Here is a 16257-nt window from a genome sequence, read left to right as displayed (position 1 = left end):
CCAATTCTCGTTACCAACCGGGGCGCCGGGGCGCTGACCCGACCAATCTCTCGCCGGTTGCCACCTCGCGGCTGCGGTAGACGATGTAGGGCCGGAACAGATATGCGATCGGGGCGCTAAATGCGTGCACCAGGCGGGTGAAAGGCCATAGGGCAAACAGCAGCAGTGCGATCGACGCGTGCACCTGGAAGTAGAGCGGGGCCTGCATCATCAGGTCGCCACGCGGATCCAGGATGAAAATCGAGCGGAACCATACCGAAACGTTCTGCCGGTAGTCGTGCACCTCGCCATAATGCGTGGCGCCCATCAACGTGCAGCCCATGCCGGCGACCAGCGCGCACACCAGCACCAGGTACATCAGCTTGTCGCTGAGGCTGGTGGCCAGCCGCACCGGGGCGCGGGTACGGCGGCGATAGATCAGCAGCCCGACCCCGATCAGAGTGGCCAAACCGGCGGGTGCACCAAGAACTAGCGCCTGCAGGTGGTAGAAGTGGTCGCTTAGCCCGATGTCTTCGGTCAACCACTCGGGAATGCATAGGCCCATCACGTGGCCCATGATGACCATCAGGCTGCCGAAGTGGAAGAGCGGGCTGCCGATCTGCAGCAGGCGCGACTCGTAAAGCTGCGAGGAGCGGCTGGTCCAGCCGAACTTGTCGTAGCGGTAGCGCCACCAGGTACCAAACCCCGCGATTGACAGTGAGACGTACGGCGCGACGTCCCAGAAGATCTCGTGGAGACTCGTATGGGCCATATCAGGTTCCGGCAGTTCGCTTGGATGGCACGGTCAACGTAAACGGTTGCAGGCCAACGGCTTCCGCGGGCGGGCCCTGCTGCGCTAGCCGTTGTGCCCGGCGCACATCCTGGTCGGTGACCGGGGGGAGCGTTTCGCACACCGCGGCGATCACGTGTTGGTACGGTGAGTTCGCATCCCGCAACGCCCTCAGCAGCACGTCGATGGGCACCCGGTGTTCGCTTAGCAGTCTGCGTCCCGCTTCCGGGTGAACGGTCGCAGCGAACTCGAGCACGACCGGTAGGTGGTCGGGCGCTTCGTTCTTCGGTGGTTCGACACCGGCGTCGCGGTATGCCGAGGCAAAAGCCAGCATTTCGCGGCCTCGGTTGCGGGTATCGCCCGCCGTCCAGTAGGTCAGGTACATCGTCGAACGACGGCGCATATCGAACGTTTCGACGTATTCGGCGGCGGCAGTCAGGACATCGGTGGAGCGCAGCGCGGCCACGGTGCGCCCCAGCAACTCGGCGACGGTCCCGTCCAGGTGGGCCAGGAGACCTTCGACTGTGTCGAGCCGCTCATCACGTTGCTCGTCCGGATACGCGAGCAGCAGCGAGGCCGCCTGCCACACCAGCCGGTCACGCAGTTGGGGTTCTCGTGGCCTGGTGCGCAGTCTCATTTGCTCTTGCCGCTCTTCGGAAACATCCCGGCGGGAACCTCACCGCCGTCCCAGTTCAAAAGGTTCACCCGCGACGACCCCTGCCCGTTGCCGGACCCGGCGGCCGCGCGCTGCGTCAGCGTGTGAAATGTCTCCACGCTGACCGGCGCCGGTGCATCGGCTCCCCCGAACGGTCCCACCTCGTACATGCCTGGTCCGCCAGCGCCCTCCAGCGAGCACCCTGCCATCTGCTCCAGATCACGCGCCTCGGCTTTGTAGGCGGTCGGGATGACATACCGCTCTTCGTATTTCGCTATCGCCAGCAAGCGGTACATCTCGTAGATCTCTTCTTCGGTCATCCCGACCGAATGCGGTATGTGCGGCTGCGTTTCTCGCCCCAGATTGATGTCACGCATGTAGGAGCGCATCGCGGCCAATCGCCGCAGCACTTGCTCGACGACGCTGGTGTCGCCGGCCGTGAACAATTCGGCCAGGTACTGCATCGGAATCCGCAGCGCTTCCAACGCGCCGAACAAGTTGCCCAGGTCCTCCCCGTCGTGGCCGTCGCGGCTGACCGCGTCGACCACCGGCGACAACGGCGGGATGTACCAGACCATCGGCATCGTGCGGTATTCCGGATGCAAGGGCAGCGCCACCTTGTACTTGTTGATCAGCGCGTAGACCGGTGAGCGCTGCGCGGCCTCGATCCATTCGTCGGAGATACCTTCAGCGCGCGCGGCGGCGATCACGTTCGGGTCGTTCGGGTCCAAAAAGACGCGGCACTGCGCCCGGTAAAGCTCGGTGTCCTTCTCCACCGACGCGGCCTCCAGCACGCGGTCGACGTCGTAGAGCACCAGTCCGAGGTAACGCAGCCGCCCCACGCAGGTCTCCGAACAGATGGTCGGCAGGCCGACCTCCATGCGCGGGTAGCACAGCGTGCATTTTTCGGCTTTCCCGGTCTTGTGGTTGAAATACACCTTCTTGTAAGGGCATCCCGACACACACATCCGCCAGCCGCGGCAGCGGTCCTGGTCGACGAGCACGATGCCGTCCTCGCTGCGCTTGTACATCGCGCCGGACGGGCAGGAGGCCACGCAGGACGGGTTGAGGCAGTGCTCGCAGATCCGGGGCAAATAGAACATGAAGGTCTCTTCGAGCGCGAGCTTGACCTCGTCGTTCACCTTCTTCAGCACCGGGTCGTCACGCATCGTCTCGGTCGAGCCGGCCAGGTTGTCGTCCCAGTTCACTCCCCACTCGATTTTCATTGGTTCGCCACTGATCTGGCTTCGCGGAGCGGCGGTCGGGAACGTGTCGCCGGCCGGTGCCGTGGTGAGGTTCTCGTAGTCGTAGGTCCACGGCTCGTAGTAGTCGCCGATGGTGGGCAGCCTGGGATTGGCGAAAATGCGCAACAGCTTGGCGAAGCGGCCGCCGTCACGCAGTCGCAGCCGGCCCTTCTTGTCGCGTGTCCAGCCCCCACGCCAGCGGTCCTGGTCTTCGTAAGTGCGCGGATAGCCCACACCCGGGCGGGTTTCGACGTTGTTGAACCACACGTACTCGGTTCCGCTGCGATTGGTCCAGGCTTGCTTGCAGGTGACCGAACAGGTGTGGCAGCCAATGCACTTGTCGAGGTTCATCACCATCGCCAGTTGCGCCATCACCTTCATTTAGTAGGTCACCTCCTGGCTGCGGCGGCGCACGATGGTCACCTCGTCGCGCTGATTGCCGGTCGGGCCAAGGTAGTTGAAGGCGAACGCGTGCTGTCCGTAGCCGCCGGCGAGGTGGCTGGGCTTGATGCGCACCCGGGTCAGCGCGTTGTGGTTACCGCCGCGCTTGTTGTTGGTCTCCGTGCGCGGCGTGTCCACAGTGCGTTCCTGCACGTGGTAGACGAACACCACCCCGTCGGGCATCCGGTGGCTGACGATGGCCCGGCACACGTAGATGCCGTTGGCGTTGACGGCTTCCACCCAATCGTTGTCGCGCACATTGATTTTCGCGGCGTCTCCCGGGCTCATCCACATGGTCGGGCCGCCGCGTGACAGCGAGAGCATGTAGAGGTTGTCCTGATAGGTGGAGTGAAACGACCATTTCGAATGTGGGGTTAGATACCGCACGGTGAGCCCGATGCCGTCGCCGGTCGGGCCGAGCTCGGGAGCCTTGAACAGCCGGGTCATGTCCAGCGGCGGCCGGTAGACCGGCAGGTGCTCGCCGAGTTCCTCGATCCAGTCGTGGGCGAGGTAGAAGTGCATTCGCCCGGTCAGTGTGTGGAAAGGCTTGAGGTGTTCGATGTTGATCGTGAAAGGCGCGTAGCGGCGGCCGCCGGCTTCGCTGCCCGACCATTCCGGGCTGGTGATCACCGGAACCGGACGTGCCTGGGCGTCGGCGTAGGTGATGCGCTTTTCCTCGCTGCCCTCGGCCAGGTGAGCCAACCGCTGGCCGGTGCGCTTTTCCAGCTCGCGAAAACCTTCGACGGCTAACCGGCCATTGGATGTCCCTGACAGTAGCAGTATCACATCGGCCATCCGGTTGGCCGTGGTGATCGCCGGACGTCCTTGGCCCGCACCGGAATTCATCACACCGAACTTAGCGGCCAGTTGCTCGACCTCTTGGAGGGGATGCACCGTGAAGCCCTTGACGGTCAGCCCGAATTTCTCGACCAGCGGACCCAGCGTCACCCACTTGTCGTAGATCGCGCCATAGTCCCGCTCGACCACGGCCAGCTTGCTCATGGTCTTGCCCGGCACCGGCACCTCGCCGCTGTGCAACCAAACACGTTCGTGACCATCGGGATAGGCCAGCGCATCCGGGGTGTCGTGTAGCAGCGCGGTGAGCACTACGTCGTTGCGGGTGCCCAGATGGTGCTTGGCCATCGCGCTGAAGGCCCGGGCGATCGCACCGAAAGCTTCGAAGTCCGAACGTGTTTCCCATGGCGGGTCGGTAGCCGGGCTGAACGCATGCACATACGGATGCATGTCGGTGCTGGACAGATCCGCCTTCTCGTACCAGGTCGCGGCCGGCAGCACAATGTCGGACACCAACGTCGTCGACGTCATCCGGAAGTCGATCGACATCATCAGGTCGAGCTTGCCCTCCGGAATTTCCTTGTCCCAGGCGACATCTGTAGGCCGAACCCCTTCTTGGGGCGGTTCGCCCAGCACATTGGAGTCCGTTCCCAGCAAATGCCGCAAGAAGTATTCGCCACCCTTGCCTGACGAGCCGATCAGGTTGGCACGCCACACGGTGAGCACCCGCGGCCAGTTGGCTGGGTCGTCGGGATCGGTGACCGCGAGCTTCAGCTTGCGCTGCGCGAGTTGTTCGGCCACGTATTCGCCGACGTCCCGGCCTGCCGCATGGGCTTCGTCGGCCACGTCGAGGCTGGACCGGTCGAATTGCGGGTAGAACGGACTCCATCCCATCGCCGCGGCGGCGGCCAGCAGATCCATGGTGTGCTTGCCGGCGAACCGGCCGCGTCCGATCGGGCTGGCCAGCTTGTCAGCGCCGTACGCGTCGTAGCGCCATTGGTCGGTGTGGGCGTACCAATAGGAGGCACCGGGCACCTGCCGGGGTGGCCGTGACCAGTCCGTGGCCATCGCCATCGTCTGCCACCCGGTCAGCGGTCGCACCTTCTCCTGGCCGACGTAGTGGGCCCACCCACCGCCGTTTCGCCCCATCGATCCGGTCAGCATCAGCAGCGCTAACACCGCCCGGTAGATGGCGTCGCCGTGGAACCAGTGACAGATCCCGCCACCCATGATGATCATCGATCGCCCGCCGGATTCCTCGGCGCTGCGGGCGAATTCTCGCGCTACCCGAATGGCCTGCGCGGCCGCCACTCCGGTGATCGGCTCCTGCCAGGCCGGCGTGTACGGCTGGCCGGGGTCGTCGTATCCCGTGGGCCACTCGCCGGGCAGCCCGGAACGCGCGACCCCGTAGTGGGCGAGCATCAAGTCGAACACCGTGCATACCAGGTGGCTGCCAACCCGGCGCACCGGCACGCCGCGCGCGACGGTTTCGCCGTGCCCGTCGATGGTGTCGAAGCTGGGGAGTCGTACTAGCGCGGTGGTGCGCTCACCGTTGGTCGCGTGCGCGCGTTCCACGCTCAGCACCGGTGTCACGTCACCGAGGTCCAGATTCCACTTTCCAAGGCCGTCCTCGCCGTAGCGAAATCCGATTGAGCCGTGGGGCACCACAATCGAGTTGGTGGCCTCGTCCAACACCACCGGCTTGAAGGCCGCGTTCTCCACCGTTTGGCCAATGTCGGCGGCGCTGAGGTTTTTCCCGGGAACGAGCGCGTCGCCGCGCTCCTCCAGCTTAATCAGAAACGGCAGGTCGGTGTAACGGCGTGCATAGTCCGTGAAGAATGGAACTTGTTGCTGCACATAGCATTCGGAGAGGATCACGTGGCCCATCGCCATGGCCAGCGCAGCGTCCGTGCCCGCCGCGCACGGCATCCACTCGTCGGCGAACTTCGTGTTGTCGGCGTAGTCCGGACTGACCGTCACCACCTTGGCGCCGCGGTAGCGGGCCTCGGCCATCCAATGCGCGTCGGGTGTTCGGGTGATCGGAACGTTGGAGCCCCACATGATCAAATACGCTGCGTCCCACCAGTCTCCGGACTCCGGAACGTCGGTCTGGTCACCGAACACCTGCGGCGAGGCCACCGGCAGATCGGCATACCAGTCGTAAAACGACGTCATCACGCCGCCGATCAACTCGACGAAACGTGAGCCGGCTGCGTGGCTGACCATCGACATCGCCGGGATGGGCGAGAAGCCCGCGACCCGGTCCGGGCCGTAGGTCTTGATCGTGTGCACATGCGCGGCGGCGATCATCTCGGTGGCTTCGGCCCAGCTCACCCGGACCAGGCCACCCTTGCCGCGAGCTTGCTGGTAGCGGCGGCGGCGCTCCGGGTCGGCCTGGATGTCGGCCCATGCCAACACCGGGTCGCCGAGGCGGGCCTTGGCTTCCCGGAACATCTGCACGAGCACCGCGCGCGCGTACGGGTAGCGGACCCTGGTCGGTGAATAGCTGTACCAGGAAAACGATGCGCCGCGGGGACAGCCGCGCGGCTCGTACTCCGGCCGGTCGGGGCCGACGGACGGGTAGTCGGTTTGCTGGGTCTCCCAGGTGATGATGCCGTCCTTGACGTAGATCTTCCACGAGCACGACCCGGTGCAGTTGACCCCGTGGGTGGAGCGGACCACCTTGTCGTGGCTCCAGCGGTCGCGGTAGAACACGTCGGCGTCGCGGCCGCCACGGCGCGTGACCGTGCGCAGGTCCTTGGAGATTTCACCGGGTGTGAAGAACCGCCCGCAGCGCTCGAGCAACTCCTCGAGAGGCCCTCCAACCTGCGGTGTCACAGTCACGTGTGGACCTCCTTACACGTCGCGGCGCGCTCGGGCCTAACGGCCTTGGGCGGGCAACCCCGTTGCGGTGTATCCGGGATGGGTCAGCGAGATTCGACGGCGACCTCGCCGACCCGGCCGACCAGGTACCGGCATGGCCATGTGCCTCAGCCCCCGCGCTGGTCAGCGACCACCCACAAGCATAGGCGGTGGGTTGCGGGAGGACCATGCTGGCAGTCGAGGCGCTGTTAGCGATGAGGCCGATCGCCGGCACCGCGACGCCGCGTCGAAACGCGCCGGTAATAGGGCTGGAAGCCATACCCACGCCGTACAGGAAAGCATCAGCGCTGCTAACACAGCGGTAACTCGGCGTAAATGTTTTGTATGGCGCTGTAAAAACTAGGTCACAAATCGCACCTTCGACATTCCTGTGTCTTTGCTGCAAGAACCCTGTGGGCGTGGCGGCTATGGTTGCTGGCACCGGCCCGCTTGACCGTTTACAGGGCCTCGGCCAAGGCTGCCAGCCATCCCCGGTCGGCCGGTACCCAGTCCACGGTATGCAGCTCGGCGGCCGTGACCCAGCGCAGCGCGCGGTGATCGCGAGGGTGGGGCCGACCACGGATCACCTCGACCCGATAGGCCCGCAGCGTCGCCGTGGCGTCGAGATCAATGTCGCCGCCCAACCGCTCGCCGACCGCCACCTCGACGCCGAGTTCTTCGGCCAGTTCGCGCGCCAGCGCGTCGGGCTCGGTTTCACCTGCCCTGACCTTGCCGCAGGGTAGTTCCCAGCGCCCGGCCAATTCCGGAGGGCGATCCCGTTGTGCCACCAGCAGTGTGCCGTGGGCGATGACGGCTCCGGCGACGATGATCTGGTTCGGCATCGTGGACTGACGGTACCGTCGATGCATGGCTGTGTTAACCGATGAGCAAGTCGACGCCGCACTCCCAGACCTCGACGGCTGGGAACGAGCAGGCGGTGTGCTGCGCCGGTCGGTCAAGTTCCCGTCATTTATGGCCGGCATCGACGCGGTGCGCCGGGTAGCCGAGCACGCGGAGGCCAAAAATCACCATCCGGACATTGACATTCGTTGGCGGACAGTCACTTTCATGCTGGTGACGCATGCCGAGGGCGGCATCACCCAAAACGACATAGCAATGGCGCGCGACATCAACGGGATTATCGGGACCCCGAGCTGACCGTCCGCCGTCCGCTCAGGGCGATCCAGGCCAGCGTGGCCAGCGTGGCCACGATGTAGACCAGGCCGCCCCAGGCCAGATACCACGGCCGGCCGGCCTGCCAGATCGTCGGCTGCGCGAAGCTCAGCAGCCACGGCACACCGACGATGGTCAGCGCGAGCCAGCCCCAGCCCAGAATCCGCGCGCCGCGGCGTTCGGAGAGCGGGCCGTGAAACAGCCACACCATCAACGGCACCAGCCATACCCAGTGGTGGGTCCATGAGATCGGTGACAGCAGTAGCCCGAACAACTCCACCACCAGCACCATGCCCAACCGGTCCGGCGCGCCGACGCCGCTGCTCAGTACCCGCCATGCCAGCAGGGCCAGTACCGCGGTAAGCAGGATCGCCGCCAGCACCAGCGGGTCATAGCCGGCGTCGTGACCGAAGATCCGGCAGATGGCCCCGCGCCAGGACTGATTGAACGTCGTGCAGATCGGCCCAACCCGGTCGGTGTCGCGAATCAAGTCGGTGAAGTAGTAGCGGACCTGGTCCCCCACCACAAGTGTCGACACCGCGACACTGGCCGCAAAGATCACCGCGGAGAATACCGCCGTGCCCCAACGTCGTACGCCGATGAAGTAGAGGCCGGTGATCGCCGGGGTCAGCTTGATCCCGGCCGCCAGTCCGACCAGCAAGCCCGATAACCACCAGCGTGTGGTGTAAACGGCCCAGAGCCCGGCCAGCACCAGCAGGACGTTGATCTGACCGTAGTCGAACGTGCTGCGCAGCGGTTCGATCCAGATGGATACCGCGGTCCAGCACATGGCCCCGCGTCGGCCGCTGTCGGCGGCGCGCCGAGCAAGCGCTGGCTGATGCGGACCACGCCGTACAGCGCGGCCATGGTCCCGACCGTCCACAGGAACGCGACCAGGCCGAACGGCAGGAAATGCAGCGGGTAGAAGACCACTGCGGCGAACGGGGGGTAGGTGAACGGCAGCGGGAAATCCGGTGTCTGGTCGGCATAGACGTAGCTGTAGAGGCTGCCCGGATGGTCGAGGGTGGCCGCAGCGCCGAGGTAGACGTGCAGGTCGACGAAGTTGGCGCCGTTGGGTGCCAGGTAGGTCCAGGCCAGGCGGGCCGCGACGCTCAGGCACAGCAGCACCGGCGCGGCAGCTCCCAGGGGGATCGCCTGCCGGCGGATGGTGGTTGCCGCCGGGGCGGCCGCGGTGGTGTCTATCTGCCCGACTTTAGCGATCAACTATCGACCTGACGGCGGCTTGCCCCCACGACGGCGCGCCGGTCACCGCAACCGATCAGCTGGGTAACGATCGAATAACCGCCACATGTGTCACTTGAGTCACTTTGGTATCGCGCGAAGTATCGGCCCGGGACCCGTCGCCAAGAATCAGGGAGAGCCATGTCGACCATCTGGACTGTGTTACGCGCCACCGCGGTTGTGGTGGCCTCGTTGGCCGCGCTGCTCACGGGCGGCCTGTTAGGCACCGCCAACGCCGACACGGGGCAGCCGGCGCCGGCTCCCAATATCGGTGAGCAGCTGGCTAATTCGGCGGCCAATGCGCCCCAGGTTCTGCAGAACCTGACGACGGCCCTCACCGGCACCCAACCGACACCCCCGACGCCGCCACCGCTGGCCAGCGCAGCGATCCAGGTTCCGCAGCCCGGACCTGCGGCCGTTCCCGGCGCGACCGCCCTCGCCCCGGCCGCAACGTCGGCGCTTCCTGGGACAGCGGCCGCTGTCCCGGGGATGACGTCGGTGTTGCCGGGGACGACCGCGGCCACCCCGGCGACGGGGCCGTCGCAGCTGCTGCCCAACGCCAAGGTCAGCCTGCCCAACGTGCCGTTCTTGCCGGTGCCGCTCCCCCAACAGGTTTCGCTCCCGGGCGATCTGGCCTCGCTGACGCCCGGCGGCGTCCCGATTCCGCGCAGCATCGCCCAGCCGCCCACACCGATATCCACCATGGCACCGGCTTCCAACCCGCTGTTAGTGCCGCTGTCGGCGCTGCCCTGACCAACCCGCTGACCCACCACGAACCGGGGAGGATACCGTGCCAAGCACCTGCAAGTTGGGCAGCGGCTTCGCCGCTGTGGCCATCGCCTCGACCGTCGGTTTAGCGCTATGTCCCCGCGTTGCAGCCGAACCGGTGCCACCGCAACCGATACCGTCCCAACAACTCCCGGGGCTGCCGGCGATAACCCAGCTAAGTCCGATCATCCAGCAGGCCGCAGCCAACCCTGAGCAGGCAACACAGCTGCTGATGGCGGCGGCGTCGGTGTTCTCTCACAATCCCAGCGCCCCGGACCAGTCGAAAAGCGTTGCCTCGGCGGTGAACCAGTTCGTGCAGGACCCCGCCGGTCCCGGTGTTCCGGCGGCCCACGTGCCAGCGCCCGGCGTAGAACCGGGCACTCAGGCACACCTGCCTACCGGGATCGACCCCGCCCATGCCGCCGGCCCGCCCCCTGCGGCAGCCTCTGTCGCGCCGGCGCCGCCACCCGCCGCTGCTCCGACGCCCACACCCGCGCCGGGTGGCCCCGCGCCCGCCGAAACCGCCGCGGCCCCTGGTTTCGGGCCGGACTCTCCGCCCACCCAGGACTTCATGTACCCGTCTATCGGCACCGGATGCCTGGCCGATGGCAGCAATTCCATCGCGACCGCGCTGTCGGTCGCGGGCCCCGCCAAGATCCCTGCGCCCGGCCCCGGTCCCGGCCAAACCGCCTACGTGTTCACCGCGATCGGCACACCGGGGCCCGCCGAGGTGCAGAAGCTGCCGCTGAACGTGACCTGGGTGAACCTCACCACCGGCAAGTCGGGCAGTGCGACGCTCAAACCGCGCCCCGACATCAATCCGGACGGGCCGACCACCCTGACCGCCATCGCCGACACTGGGTCGGGCAGCATCATGTCGACGATCTTCGGGCAGGTCACGACCAAAGACAAGCAGTGCCAGTTCATGCCCACCATCGGCTCGACGGTGGTGCCGTAGCGTTCGTCTGGCGCCTTGGCCGCGAGCGGGCGAAGTAGGTACGCGCGCGGCAGGAGGACGACTCAGTACGCCATGAAGAGGATCGCGTCGCGGTCGTACTCAAGACCGGGATGCGCGTCGGCGAGATGCGCCTGGGTCAGTTCGACCAGCTCGTCTTCGTCCTTGCCCACGATCGCCTCGCCGCACGGACAGTTTAGGTGTGTCTTCACGTTGCCACCTTTCGCCTCAGCGTCGGAGCCGCCGTCTTGGCTGCCTTCATCTGCTTTTTGTGTGATCGCACCTGCGCGAGCGAGCGGGCGTCGACGACGTCGGCAACCGACATGTGCGTCCCGGACTTGCCGTAGTCGCCTGCCGCCGCCCGCCAGCCCTCCGGGGTGACGCCGTATTGCTTGCCCAGCAACGCCAAGAAAATACGTGCTTTCTGCTCGCCGAAGCCGGGCAGCCCCTTGAGCCGTCTCAGCAGCTCGGGGCCGTCGGGGTCACCGGCGGTCCACACGGCGGCCGCGTCACCGGCGTAACGGTCCGCGATCACTTGCGCCAGCTCCTGGATGCGTTTGGCCATCGAACCCGGAAAGCGGTGGATGGCAGGCCGCTGCGAGCACAATGCAGCGAACTTGCCCGGGTCGTAGTTGGCGATCTCGGTCGCGTCGAAGCCGCCCATGCGGTCGGCGATTTTCTTCGGCCCCGCGAAAGCGGTCTCCATCGGCACCTGCTGGTCAAGCAGCATCCCCACCAGCAACGCGAAAGGGTTTGAACTCAGCAGCGCGTCGGCGGCCGCGTCCTGAGCGAGCTGCAGTTTGGGCACCCGCTTAGCCTGAATCCGTGGATGGGTGATTTCGTGTTGCCGTCGACGCGGTTGTTTTGGGATGCGGCCGAGTGTGGCGCGGTGGGGCGTGGGTGATCCGCTGGCCTGTACCAGCTTTCCTTTGGGTTCCTTGGGTCGGGCCTGGGATGGCGGGGCGGACAGGGCTTGGAAGGTGGGGTCAGGCGGCGCGGGGTTGCGCGATCGGGTAACCGATGACGTTGTGCCACAGGGCCTTCCATCTGGCTCGCCAATGCCAGTGGGCGGGTAGGTGCAGCATTGGTTTGCGGGCCGGGGCGGCGAAGCGGGCCGGGATGTTGATCAGGTCGCGGCGCAGGGTAGCCCCGCGGGCCACGGCATGGTGGCCACCGGCGAGGGTGCCGACGGCGCGCAGCAGGTTATGGGCGATCACCGCGCAGGCCAGCCAGGCGCAGTTGGCCGCGAACAGCCCCGACGGGATGTGTGCCAGTGGGCCGTCGATTAAATCGGCGAAGGTGGTTTCGATGATGGCGTGGCGTCGGTGGGTGATATCGGCCTGGTCGACCGGCAGCGCGGAGTTGGTGACAAACGGGTGATAGCGCCACACCGGAAACAACGCATCCAGGTGGCGGGCGTCTTTGACCCGGCGCACTACCAGCCGCACGGTCAGTGTTCGGCCGCGGGCCAGGCGCAGGGTGTAGGGGGTTTCGGCGACCTGGGCATCGGAGATCAACGCCCCGGTGTCGGGGTCTTCGACCGCGCCCGGGTAGTGCACCGGGGTCCAGGCGGCCTCGTCGATGGCGGCGATCGCGGCGTTGATGCGCTTGTTGCGGCTGATCGACAGGGAGAATTCGGCGCCTCGCTGAATGCAGGTGGTGATCACTTTCTTGGTGCCAAACATTGAGTCGCCGCGCACCAGGATCGGCGCGTCGGGGTTGATCGCTTTCGCGGTGGTGATCGCCTGCTTGAGCTGGTATGCGGCACCGCGCCCGGAGGCGGCTTTGCCGCTCCGTAGCTGCGCCTCGGCGATCACCGGCGCGGCGGTCGCCGTGGAGATGGTGGTGATCTGTGGGGACAGGCCCAGCCGCAGCAGCGCGCGGCTGGCGATCTTGGCATGACCGAAGGAGGCGCCCTGCTTGGCGTGGCCGTAGACCGGGCGCAGCAGCGAGTCGATGTCCAAAAACATCCGCTCGTCGGCGCCAGCCAGCAGCGGGTGCGCGCCGCCAGTGCGATCAGATGCTCGCGGGCCACTGCGGCGAGTTGTTTGGTATGCCCGAAGGTGAACTCGCGCAAAAAGATCCCCAACGTCGATGGGGCATATACCTCGTTGAACACCCGGGGTGTGCCGCCGGCGCGCAGCACATTGGCATCATCGATGCTGTCCGCGCCGCACATCATCCCGGCGACGATCGAGGTCAGCTTGCCAGCCGGGTTGACCGCGCCGGACTTCACCCGAGTCGACGGCAGATCCACGCGCTCGTTGATCAATTCCGAAAGACCGGTCTGCTCAGCCAGTTCCAGCACTGGCACCAACCCGGCCGCCGACAGCAGATTCTGCTCGTCAAACACCGCCGATCCGGTGGTGAACGTATACGATGAGTGCATCGAAAGTGCCTTCCCGGACTATGGACAAATGCGGCCTCAGCACTCGTATTGTCCCAGTTCAGAAGGCATTTTCGCTGTTCACACGCCGATCAAATCACCGGAACCATCCACGGATTTAGGCTTAGTTTAAAGCCGCGTCGGCATCACCGCGTTGAGGACGTCGATGCACAGGCCCCGGACCTCATCGCGGGTAAACTGTCCGTCGGCCAGCCACTGCACGCACAGCACCCGGACAAATGCCAACCAGCTGATCATGACGGCGGAAAGCCGTTGGCGCGCAGCAGGTTCGAGGTCAGCAGCGTCGGCGATTCGGTCGCGCAATGCGGCCAGCTCCGCGTTGATGATGTCCTGGACAGCCGGGTCGGTGGCCAATGTCCGGTTGGCCGCCAGCACGGTGTTGCGGTTGGCCAAGAAGTAGTCCAGGTGGGCGTCTAGCCCGCTGGCGATCTGGTCTTCGAGCGGCGCTTGCGGGCCGAGGCGAACACCGTCGAGTAGCCGCTCGGCTGCGCGACGGTACACCGCGGCGAACAGTGTGCGCTTACCCGGGAAGTACCGGTACAGCAGCGCCCGGGATATGCCGGCCTCTGCGGCGACGGCCGCCATGGTCACGTCTTCGTATGGCTGTGCCGCGAAGATCCGCTCCGCGGCGTCGATCACGTGTTCGCGGCGCAGCTCGGGGCCCAGACGGCGTTGGGTGGGCACACGCAGATGTTAGTTGACAGCCGTCTACCCTCGACAGATTCGTGAGGGGAAGCATCGGCAGACACGACGTTCGGCCTAAGTTGACAGTAGTCAACTTAGCTTTTATGGTTGTGCCGCAATCGCTCCCAGTTGCGAAAGGAACCGCTGAGATGGCTGGCCCTACTGCCCTCAGCACGCCGTGCGCTCGATCCCTGAGGCATTTGACAGCGGGTACCGGGGTGTCATGCATCGCGATCGGGGCCTACCACTTCGCCCTCGGCACAGCGTCGGTTCCCGGCGCCACAGACGCCAACGCGACGGTCGACTCGCGAGAGCGGTTTTACTCCGCCGTCTTCGCTGGCTACGGCATCGCCTGGATGCGCGCGGCGCGAAAGTCACCCATCCGCGCCGACGACGTGCGGTTGCTGGCCGCGGTGATGCTCGCCGGAGGTGTGGGGCGAGTGCTCTCCCGGGTCTTAAACGGCCAGCCGCACTGGTTCCAAGACGTGCTTACAGCGGTCGAATTTGTCGTTCCCGCAGTATTTTTCGGTCTCACTAGCAAAGCAGACTAGCCGCTCTTGCGCCGAAATTCCCGGCGACTTTCCACAGGCCCGTGAGCCCGCGGCTGCTTGGCGCCGGCGTCTTTGTGGTCCGATCCGGAGGCCGCCTTTGCCTTCTTGCGGTCCAGGGCTTCGCGGAATTTGCGCTTGGTCTCGTCGTCGAACGTGGAGTCGGGGCCGGGCTTCGATGCAGCCATGACGGCAGCCTAGCGCGGCGAAAGCGGCTTCGCTGACCTCGGCTCAGCGAATGCCGGGCGGCATGCCGTACACGTGCGTGATCGGCAATGTCAGCAGCACCCGCCGATCGGTGACCATCGCCTCGCGATACTCGTCCCAGTCCGGGTGTTCGCCAGCGATGTTGCGGTACAACGTGATCAGCGCCTCGACGGTAGCGTCGTCACGCGCGGCGGCGGCGGCGTCAACTCCGCGGTGCCCTCCGCGACGGCGTAGGCCCACCCGTCGTCGGCGCTGACCAAGATCGACGCCCGGGGATCACGGCGCAGGTTGCGGGTCTTGGCCCGCGGTTCGGTGATCGAAACCTGGATGACGAGTTTGCGAGGGTCGAAGTAGTACTGCACGTTCGACAGCTGGGGACGCCCGTCGCGCTTGATGGTGGCCAGTACACCGATGGAGTTCCCGCTGATGACGGCCAGCAGCTTGTCGTCGAACACGTGGCGTCCCATGCCGAAAGCCTACGTCAGTGACCGGTCCCGGTTCGCTCGCCGCATCGCTACGATCGCCCTATGTGGCCGCGGTCGACGGCAATTCGCTTGCTGGAGTACACATGACGCACTATGCGGCTTTTCTGCGCGGCGTCAACGTCGGCGGCGTCAACCTCAAGATGGCCGAGGTGGCCGCGGCGCTTTCCGCCGCGGGTTTTAGCGCCGTGCGCACGCTCTTGGCCAGCGGCAACGTGCTGCTGGAGTCGCCTTCCGACGCTGGTGTGGTGCGCGGGAAGGCCGAAGCCGTGTTACGCGAGAAGTTCGGCTACGACGCGTGGGTGCTGGTTTACGACATCGACACCGTGCGCGCGATCGTCGACGGCTATCCCTTCGAACCCGACCGAGCCGCACACCAGTCTTATGTCACGTTCGTCAGCGACCGCGCCGTGTTTGACGAACTTGCCGCGCTGCAGGCCGGGCCCGGAGAGAAGATCAGCCGTGGCCCCGACTTGGCGGGCGTCATCTACTGGCAGGTCGCCAAGGGCGCCACGCTGGACAGCACCATCGGCAAGGCCATGGGTAAGCCGCGCTACAAGTCGTCGACGACTACCCGCAACCTACGCACGCTGACCAAGGTGCTGCAGATGGCGGGCAAATAAGGTCCGCTTCAGTCGGTGGGCGCCGCATCGAGATAACGAATCGCGTCGTCTTTGCCGAGGCCCAGCCGGCGGGCCGTGTCGAGGTACGCCCGGGCCGCGGCCGCCATCGCCGCGTCGGCCGGATCAGCCCTGGCGACGAAAGTGCCGAAACGTCCTCGGGTTTCGACGATTCCTGCCCCTTCCAATTCGCGGTACGCGCGAGCCACGGTGTTGACGGCAAGGTGTAGCTGGCCCGCCAATTCACGAACTGTCGGCAACCGGGTCCCCGGCGCCAACCGGCCGGCTCGGATTTCGCCAATAAGCTGGGTTCGGAGTTGGTCGAACAGCGGTTTACCCGCCTTCGCGTCAAGCCGTACCGATTCCCCCAGCTCCACTAGTTCAGTATCTCGCAGGCGCTATGTT

General features: G+C 65.9%; 15 protein-coding genes and 3 pseudogenes. 5 read left to right on the top strand and 13 right to left on the bottom strand.

Going from position 1 to position 16257, the window contains the following annotated elements; translation table 11 throughout:
* Positions 1–10 precede the first annotated feature (10 nt).
* From narI to MYXE_RS07070, 5 genes are all read right to left on the bottom strand, one after another.
* Positions 11–751, bottom strand: a complete 741-nt coding sequence (gene narI / locus MYXE_RS07090) for a respiratory nitrate reductase subunit gamma (RefSeq protein WP_085197256.1) — start codon at positions 749–751, stop codon at positions 11–13.
* A 1-nt stretch (position 752) separates the two neighbouring features.
* Entirely contained in the window at positions 753–1406 is a 654-nt protein-coding gene (gene narJ, locus MYXE_RS07085; RefSeq protein WP_085197258.1) for a nitrate reductase molybdenum cofactor assembly chaperone, read from the bottom strand.
* The gene (gene narH / locus MYXE_RS07080; protein ID WP_085197260.1) at positions 1403–3049 is read right to left on the bottom strand and encodes a nitrate reductase subunit beta; all 1647 of its coding nucleotides are present in this window, start codon (positions 3047–3049) and stop codon (positions 1403–1405) included. The genes narJ and narH overlap by 4 nt, the downstream gene beginning before the upstream one ends.
* The gene (locus tag MYXE_RS07075) at positions 3050–6748 is read right to left on the bottom strand and encodes a nitrate reductase subunit alpha (protein WP_085197262.1); all 3699 of its coding nucleotides are present in this window, start codon (positions 6746–6748) and stop codon (positions 3050–3052) included.
* A gap of 476 nt (positions 6749–7224) precedes the next feature.
* Positions 7225–7608, bottom strand: a complete 384-nt coding sequence (locus tag MYXE_RS07070; protein WP_085197264.1) for a (deoxy)nucleoside triphosphate pyrophosphohydrolase — start codon at positions 7606–7608, stop codon at positions 7225–7227.
* Between the two features lie 25 nt (positions 7609–7633).
* Here MYXE_RS07070 and MYXE_RS07065 point away from each other — a divergent pair, with 25 nt between their 5' ends.
* A complete protein-coding gene (locus MYXE_RS07065; RefSeq protein ID WP_003920449.1) occupies positions 7634–7924 on the top strand; it encodes a 4a-hydroxytetrahydrobiopterin dehydratase in 291 nt (96 codons plus the stop codon).
* Here the strand turns inward: MYXE_RS07065 and MYXE_RS07060 are convergent.
* A pseudogene (locus MYXE_RS07060) lies at positions 7905–9163 on the bottom strand (mannosyltransferase). The gene MYXE_RS07065 and the pseudogene MYXE_RS07060 overlap by 20 nt on opposite strands.
* A 159-nt stretch (positions 9164–9322) precedes the next feature.
* On the opposite strand from MYXE_RS07060, the gene MYXE_RS07055 reads away from it, so the two are divergent.
* Both MYXE_RS07055 and MYXE_RS07050 read left to right on the top strand, forming a co-directional pair.
* Positions 9323–9934 (top strand): hypothetical protein, encoded by a 612-nt coding sequence (locus tag MYXE_RS07055; RefSeq protein WP_003920451.1) that lies wholly within the window; start codon positions 9323–9325, stop codon positions 9932–9934.
* A 37-nt stretch (positions 9935–9971) separates the two neighbouring features.
* A complete protein-coding gene (locus MYXE_RS07050) occupies positions 9972–10907 on the top strand; it encodes an Rv1157c family protein (protein ID WP_039889954.1) in 936 nt (311 codons plus the stop codon).
* A gap of 62 nt (positions 10908–10969) precedes the next feature.
* Here MYXE_RS07050 and MYXE_RS07045 read toward each other — a convergent pair whose 3' ends face one another.
* The 4 genes and pseudogenes from MYXE_RS07045 to MYXE_RS07030 form a co-directional block, all read right to left on the bottom strand.
* Positions 10970–11116, bottom strand: coding sequence for a hypothetical protein (locus tag MYXE_RS07045; RefSeq protein WP_003920453.1), 147 nt, complete (start codon positions 11114–11116; stop codon positions 10970–10972).
* Entirely contained in the window at positions 11113–11712 is a 600-nt protein-coding gene (locus tag MYXE_RS07040; protein WP_003920454.1) for an HhH-GPD-type base excision DNA repair protein, read from the bottom strand. Before MYXE_RS07040 ends, MYXE_RS07045 begins: the two co-directional genes overlap by 4 nt.
* Before the next feature lie 178 nt (positions 11713–11890).
* Positions 11891–13293: pseudogene (locus tag MYXE_RS07035) on the bottom strand (IS1380 family transposase).
* A gap of 126 nt (positions 13294–13419) precedes the next feature.
* Entirely contained in the window at positions 13420–13995 is a 576-nt protein-coding gene (locus tag MYXE_RS07030) for a TetR/AcrR family transcriptional regulator (protein WP_003920455.1), read from the bottom strand.
* A 218-nt stretch (positions 13996–14213) separates the two neighbouring features.
* On the opposite strand from MYXE_RS07030, the gene MYXE_RS07025 reads away from it, so the two are divergent.
* Positions 14214–14546: a DUF4345 domain-containing protein gene (locus MYXE_RS07025; RefSeq protein ID WP_003920456.1), complete on the top strand. Its 333-nt coding sequence runs from the start codon at positions 14214–14216 to the stop codon at positions 14544–14546.
* Here the strand turns inward: MYXE_RS07025 and MYXE_RS07020 are convergent.
* Together MYXE_RS07020 and MYXE_RS07015 are read right to left on the bottom strand one after the other, a co-directional pair.
* Positions 14543–14731 (bottom strand): DUF5302 domain-containing protein, encoded by a 189-nt coding sequence (locus MYXE_RS07020; RefSeq protein WP_003920457.1) that lies wholly within the window; start codon positions 14729–14731, stop codon positions 14543–14545. The genes MYXE_RS07025 and MYXE_RS07020 overlap by 4 nt on opposite strands.
* Positions 14732–14774: 43 nt before the next feature.
* Positions 14775–15217 (bottom strand): annotated as a pseudogene (locus MYXE_RS07015) (PPOX class F420-dependent oxidoreductase).
* A 101-nt stretch (positions 15218–15318) separates the two neighbouring features.
* On the opposite strand from MYXE_RS07015, the gene MYXE_RS07010 reads away from it, so the two are divergent.
* Positions 15319–15855 carry a DUF1697 domain-containing protein gene (locus MYXE_RS07010; protein WP_039889962.1) on the top strand — a complete coding sequence of 179 codons (537 nt, stop codon included), beginning with the start codon at positions 15319–15321 and terminating at the stop codon, positions 15853–15855.
* Between the two features lie 8 nt (positions 15856–15863).
* On the opposite strand, the gene MYXE_RS07005 is transcribed toward MYXE_RS07010, so the two are convergent.
* Entirely contained in the window at positions 15864–16229 is a 366-nt protein-coding gene (locus MYXE_RS07005; RefSeq protein WP_003920460.1) for a GntR family transcriptional regulator, read from the bottom strand.
* Positions 16230–16257: the final 28 nt, after the last annotated feature.

The organism is Mycobacterium xenopi (genome assembly GCF_009936235.1).
Classification (GTDB): Bacteria; Actinomycetota; Actinomycetes; order Mycobacteriales; family Mycobacteriaceae; genus Mycobacterium; species Mycobacterium xenopi.
This window is presented reverse-complemented; position numbering and strand designations above follow the sequence as displayed.

Bases quoted from the DNA above. Each gene is read 5' to 3' on its own strand.
- narI (WP_085197256.1), bottom strand. From the start codon at position 751: ATGGCCCATACGAGTCTCCACGAGATCTTCTGGGACGTCGCGCCGTAC.
- narJ (WP_085197258.1), bottom strand. From the start codon at position 1,406: ATGAGACTGCGCACCAGGCCACGAGAACCCCAACTGCGTGACCGGCTG.
- MYXE_RS07055 (WP_003920451.1), top strand. From the start codon at position 9,323: ATGTCGACCATCTGGACTGTGTTACGCGCCACCGCGGTTGTGGTGGCC.
- MYXE_RS07065 (WP_003920449.1), top strand. From the start codon at position 7,634: ATGGCTGTGTTAACCGATGAGCAAGTCGACGCCGCACTCCCAGACCTC.
- MYXE_RS07070 (WP_085197264.1), bottom strand. From the start codon at position 7,608: ATGCCGAACCAGATCATCGTCGCCGGAGCCGTCATCGCCCACGGCACA.
- narH (WP_085197260.1), bottom strand. From the start codon at position 3,049: ATGAAGGTGATGGCGCAACTGGCGATGGTGATGAACCTCGACAAGTGC.
- MYXE_RS07020 (WP_003920457.1), bottom strand. From the start codon at position 14,731: ATGGCTGCATCGAAGCCCGGCCCCGACTCCACGTTCGACGACGAGACC.
- MYXE_RS07010 (WP_039889962.1), top strand. From the start codon at position 15,319: ATGACGCACTATGCGGCTTTTCTGCGCGGCGTCAACGTCGGCGGCGTC.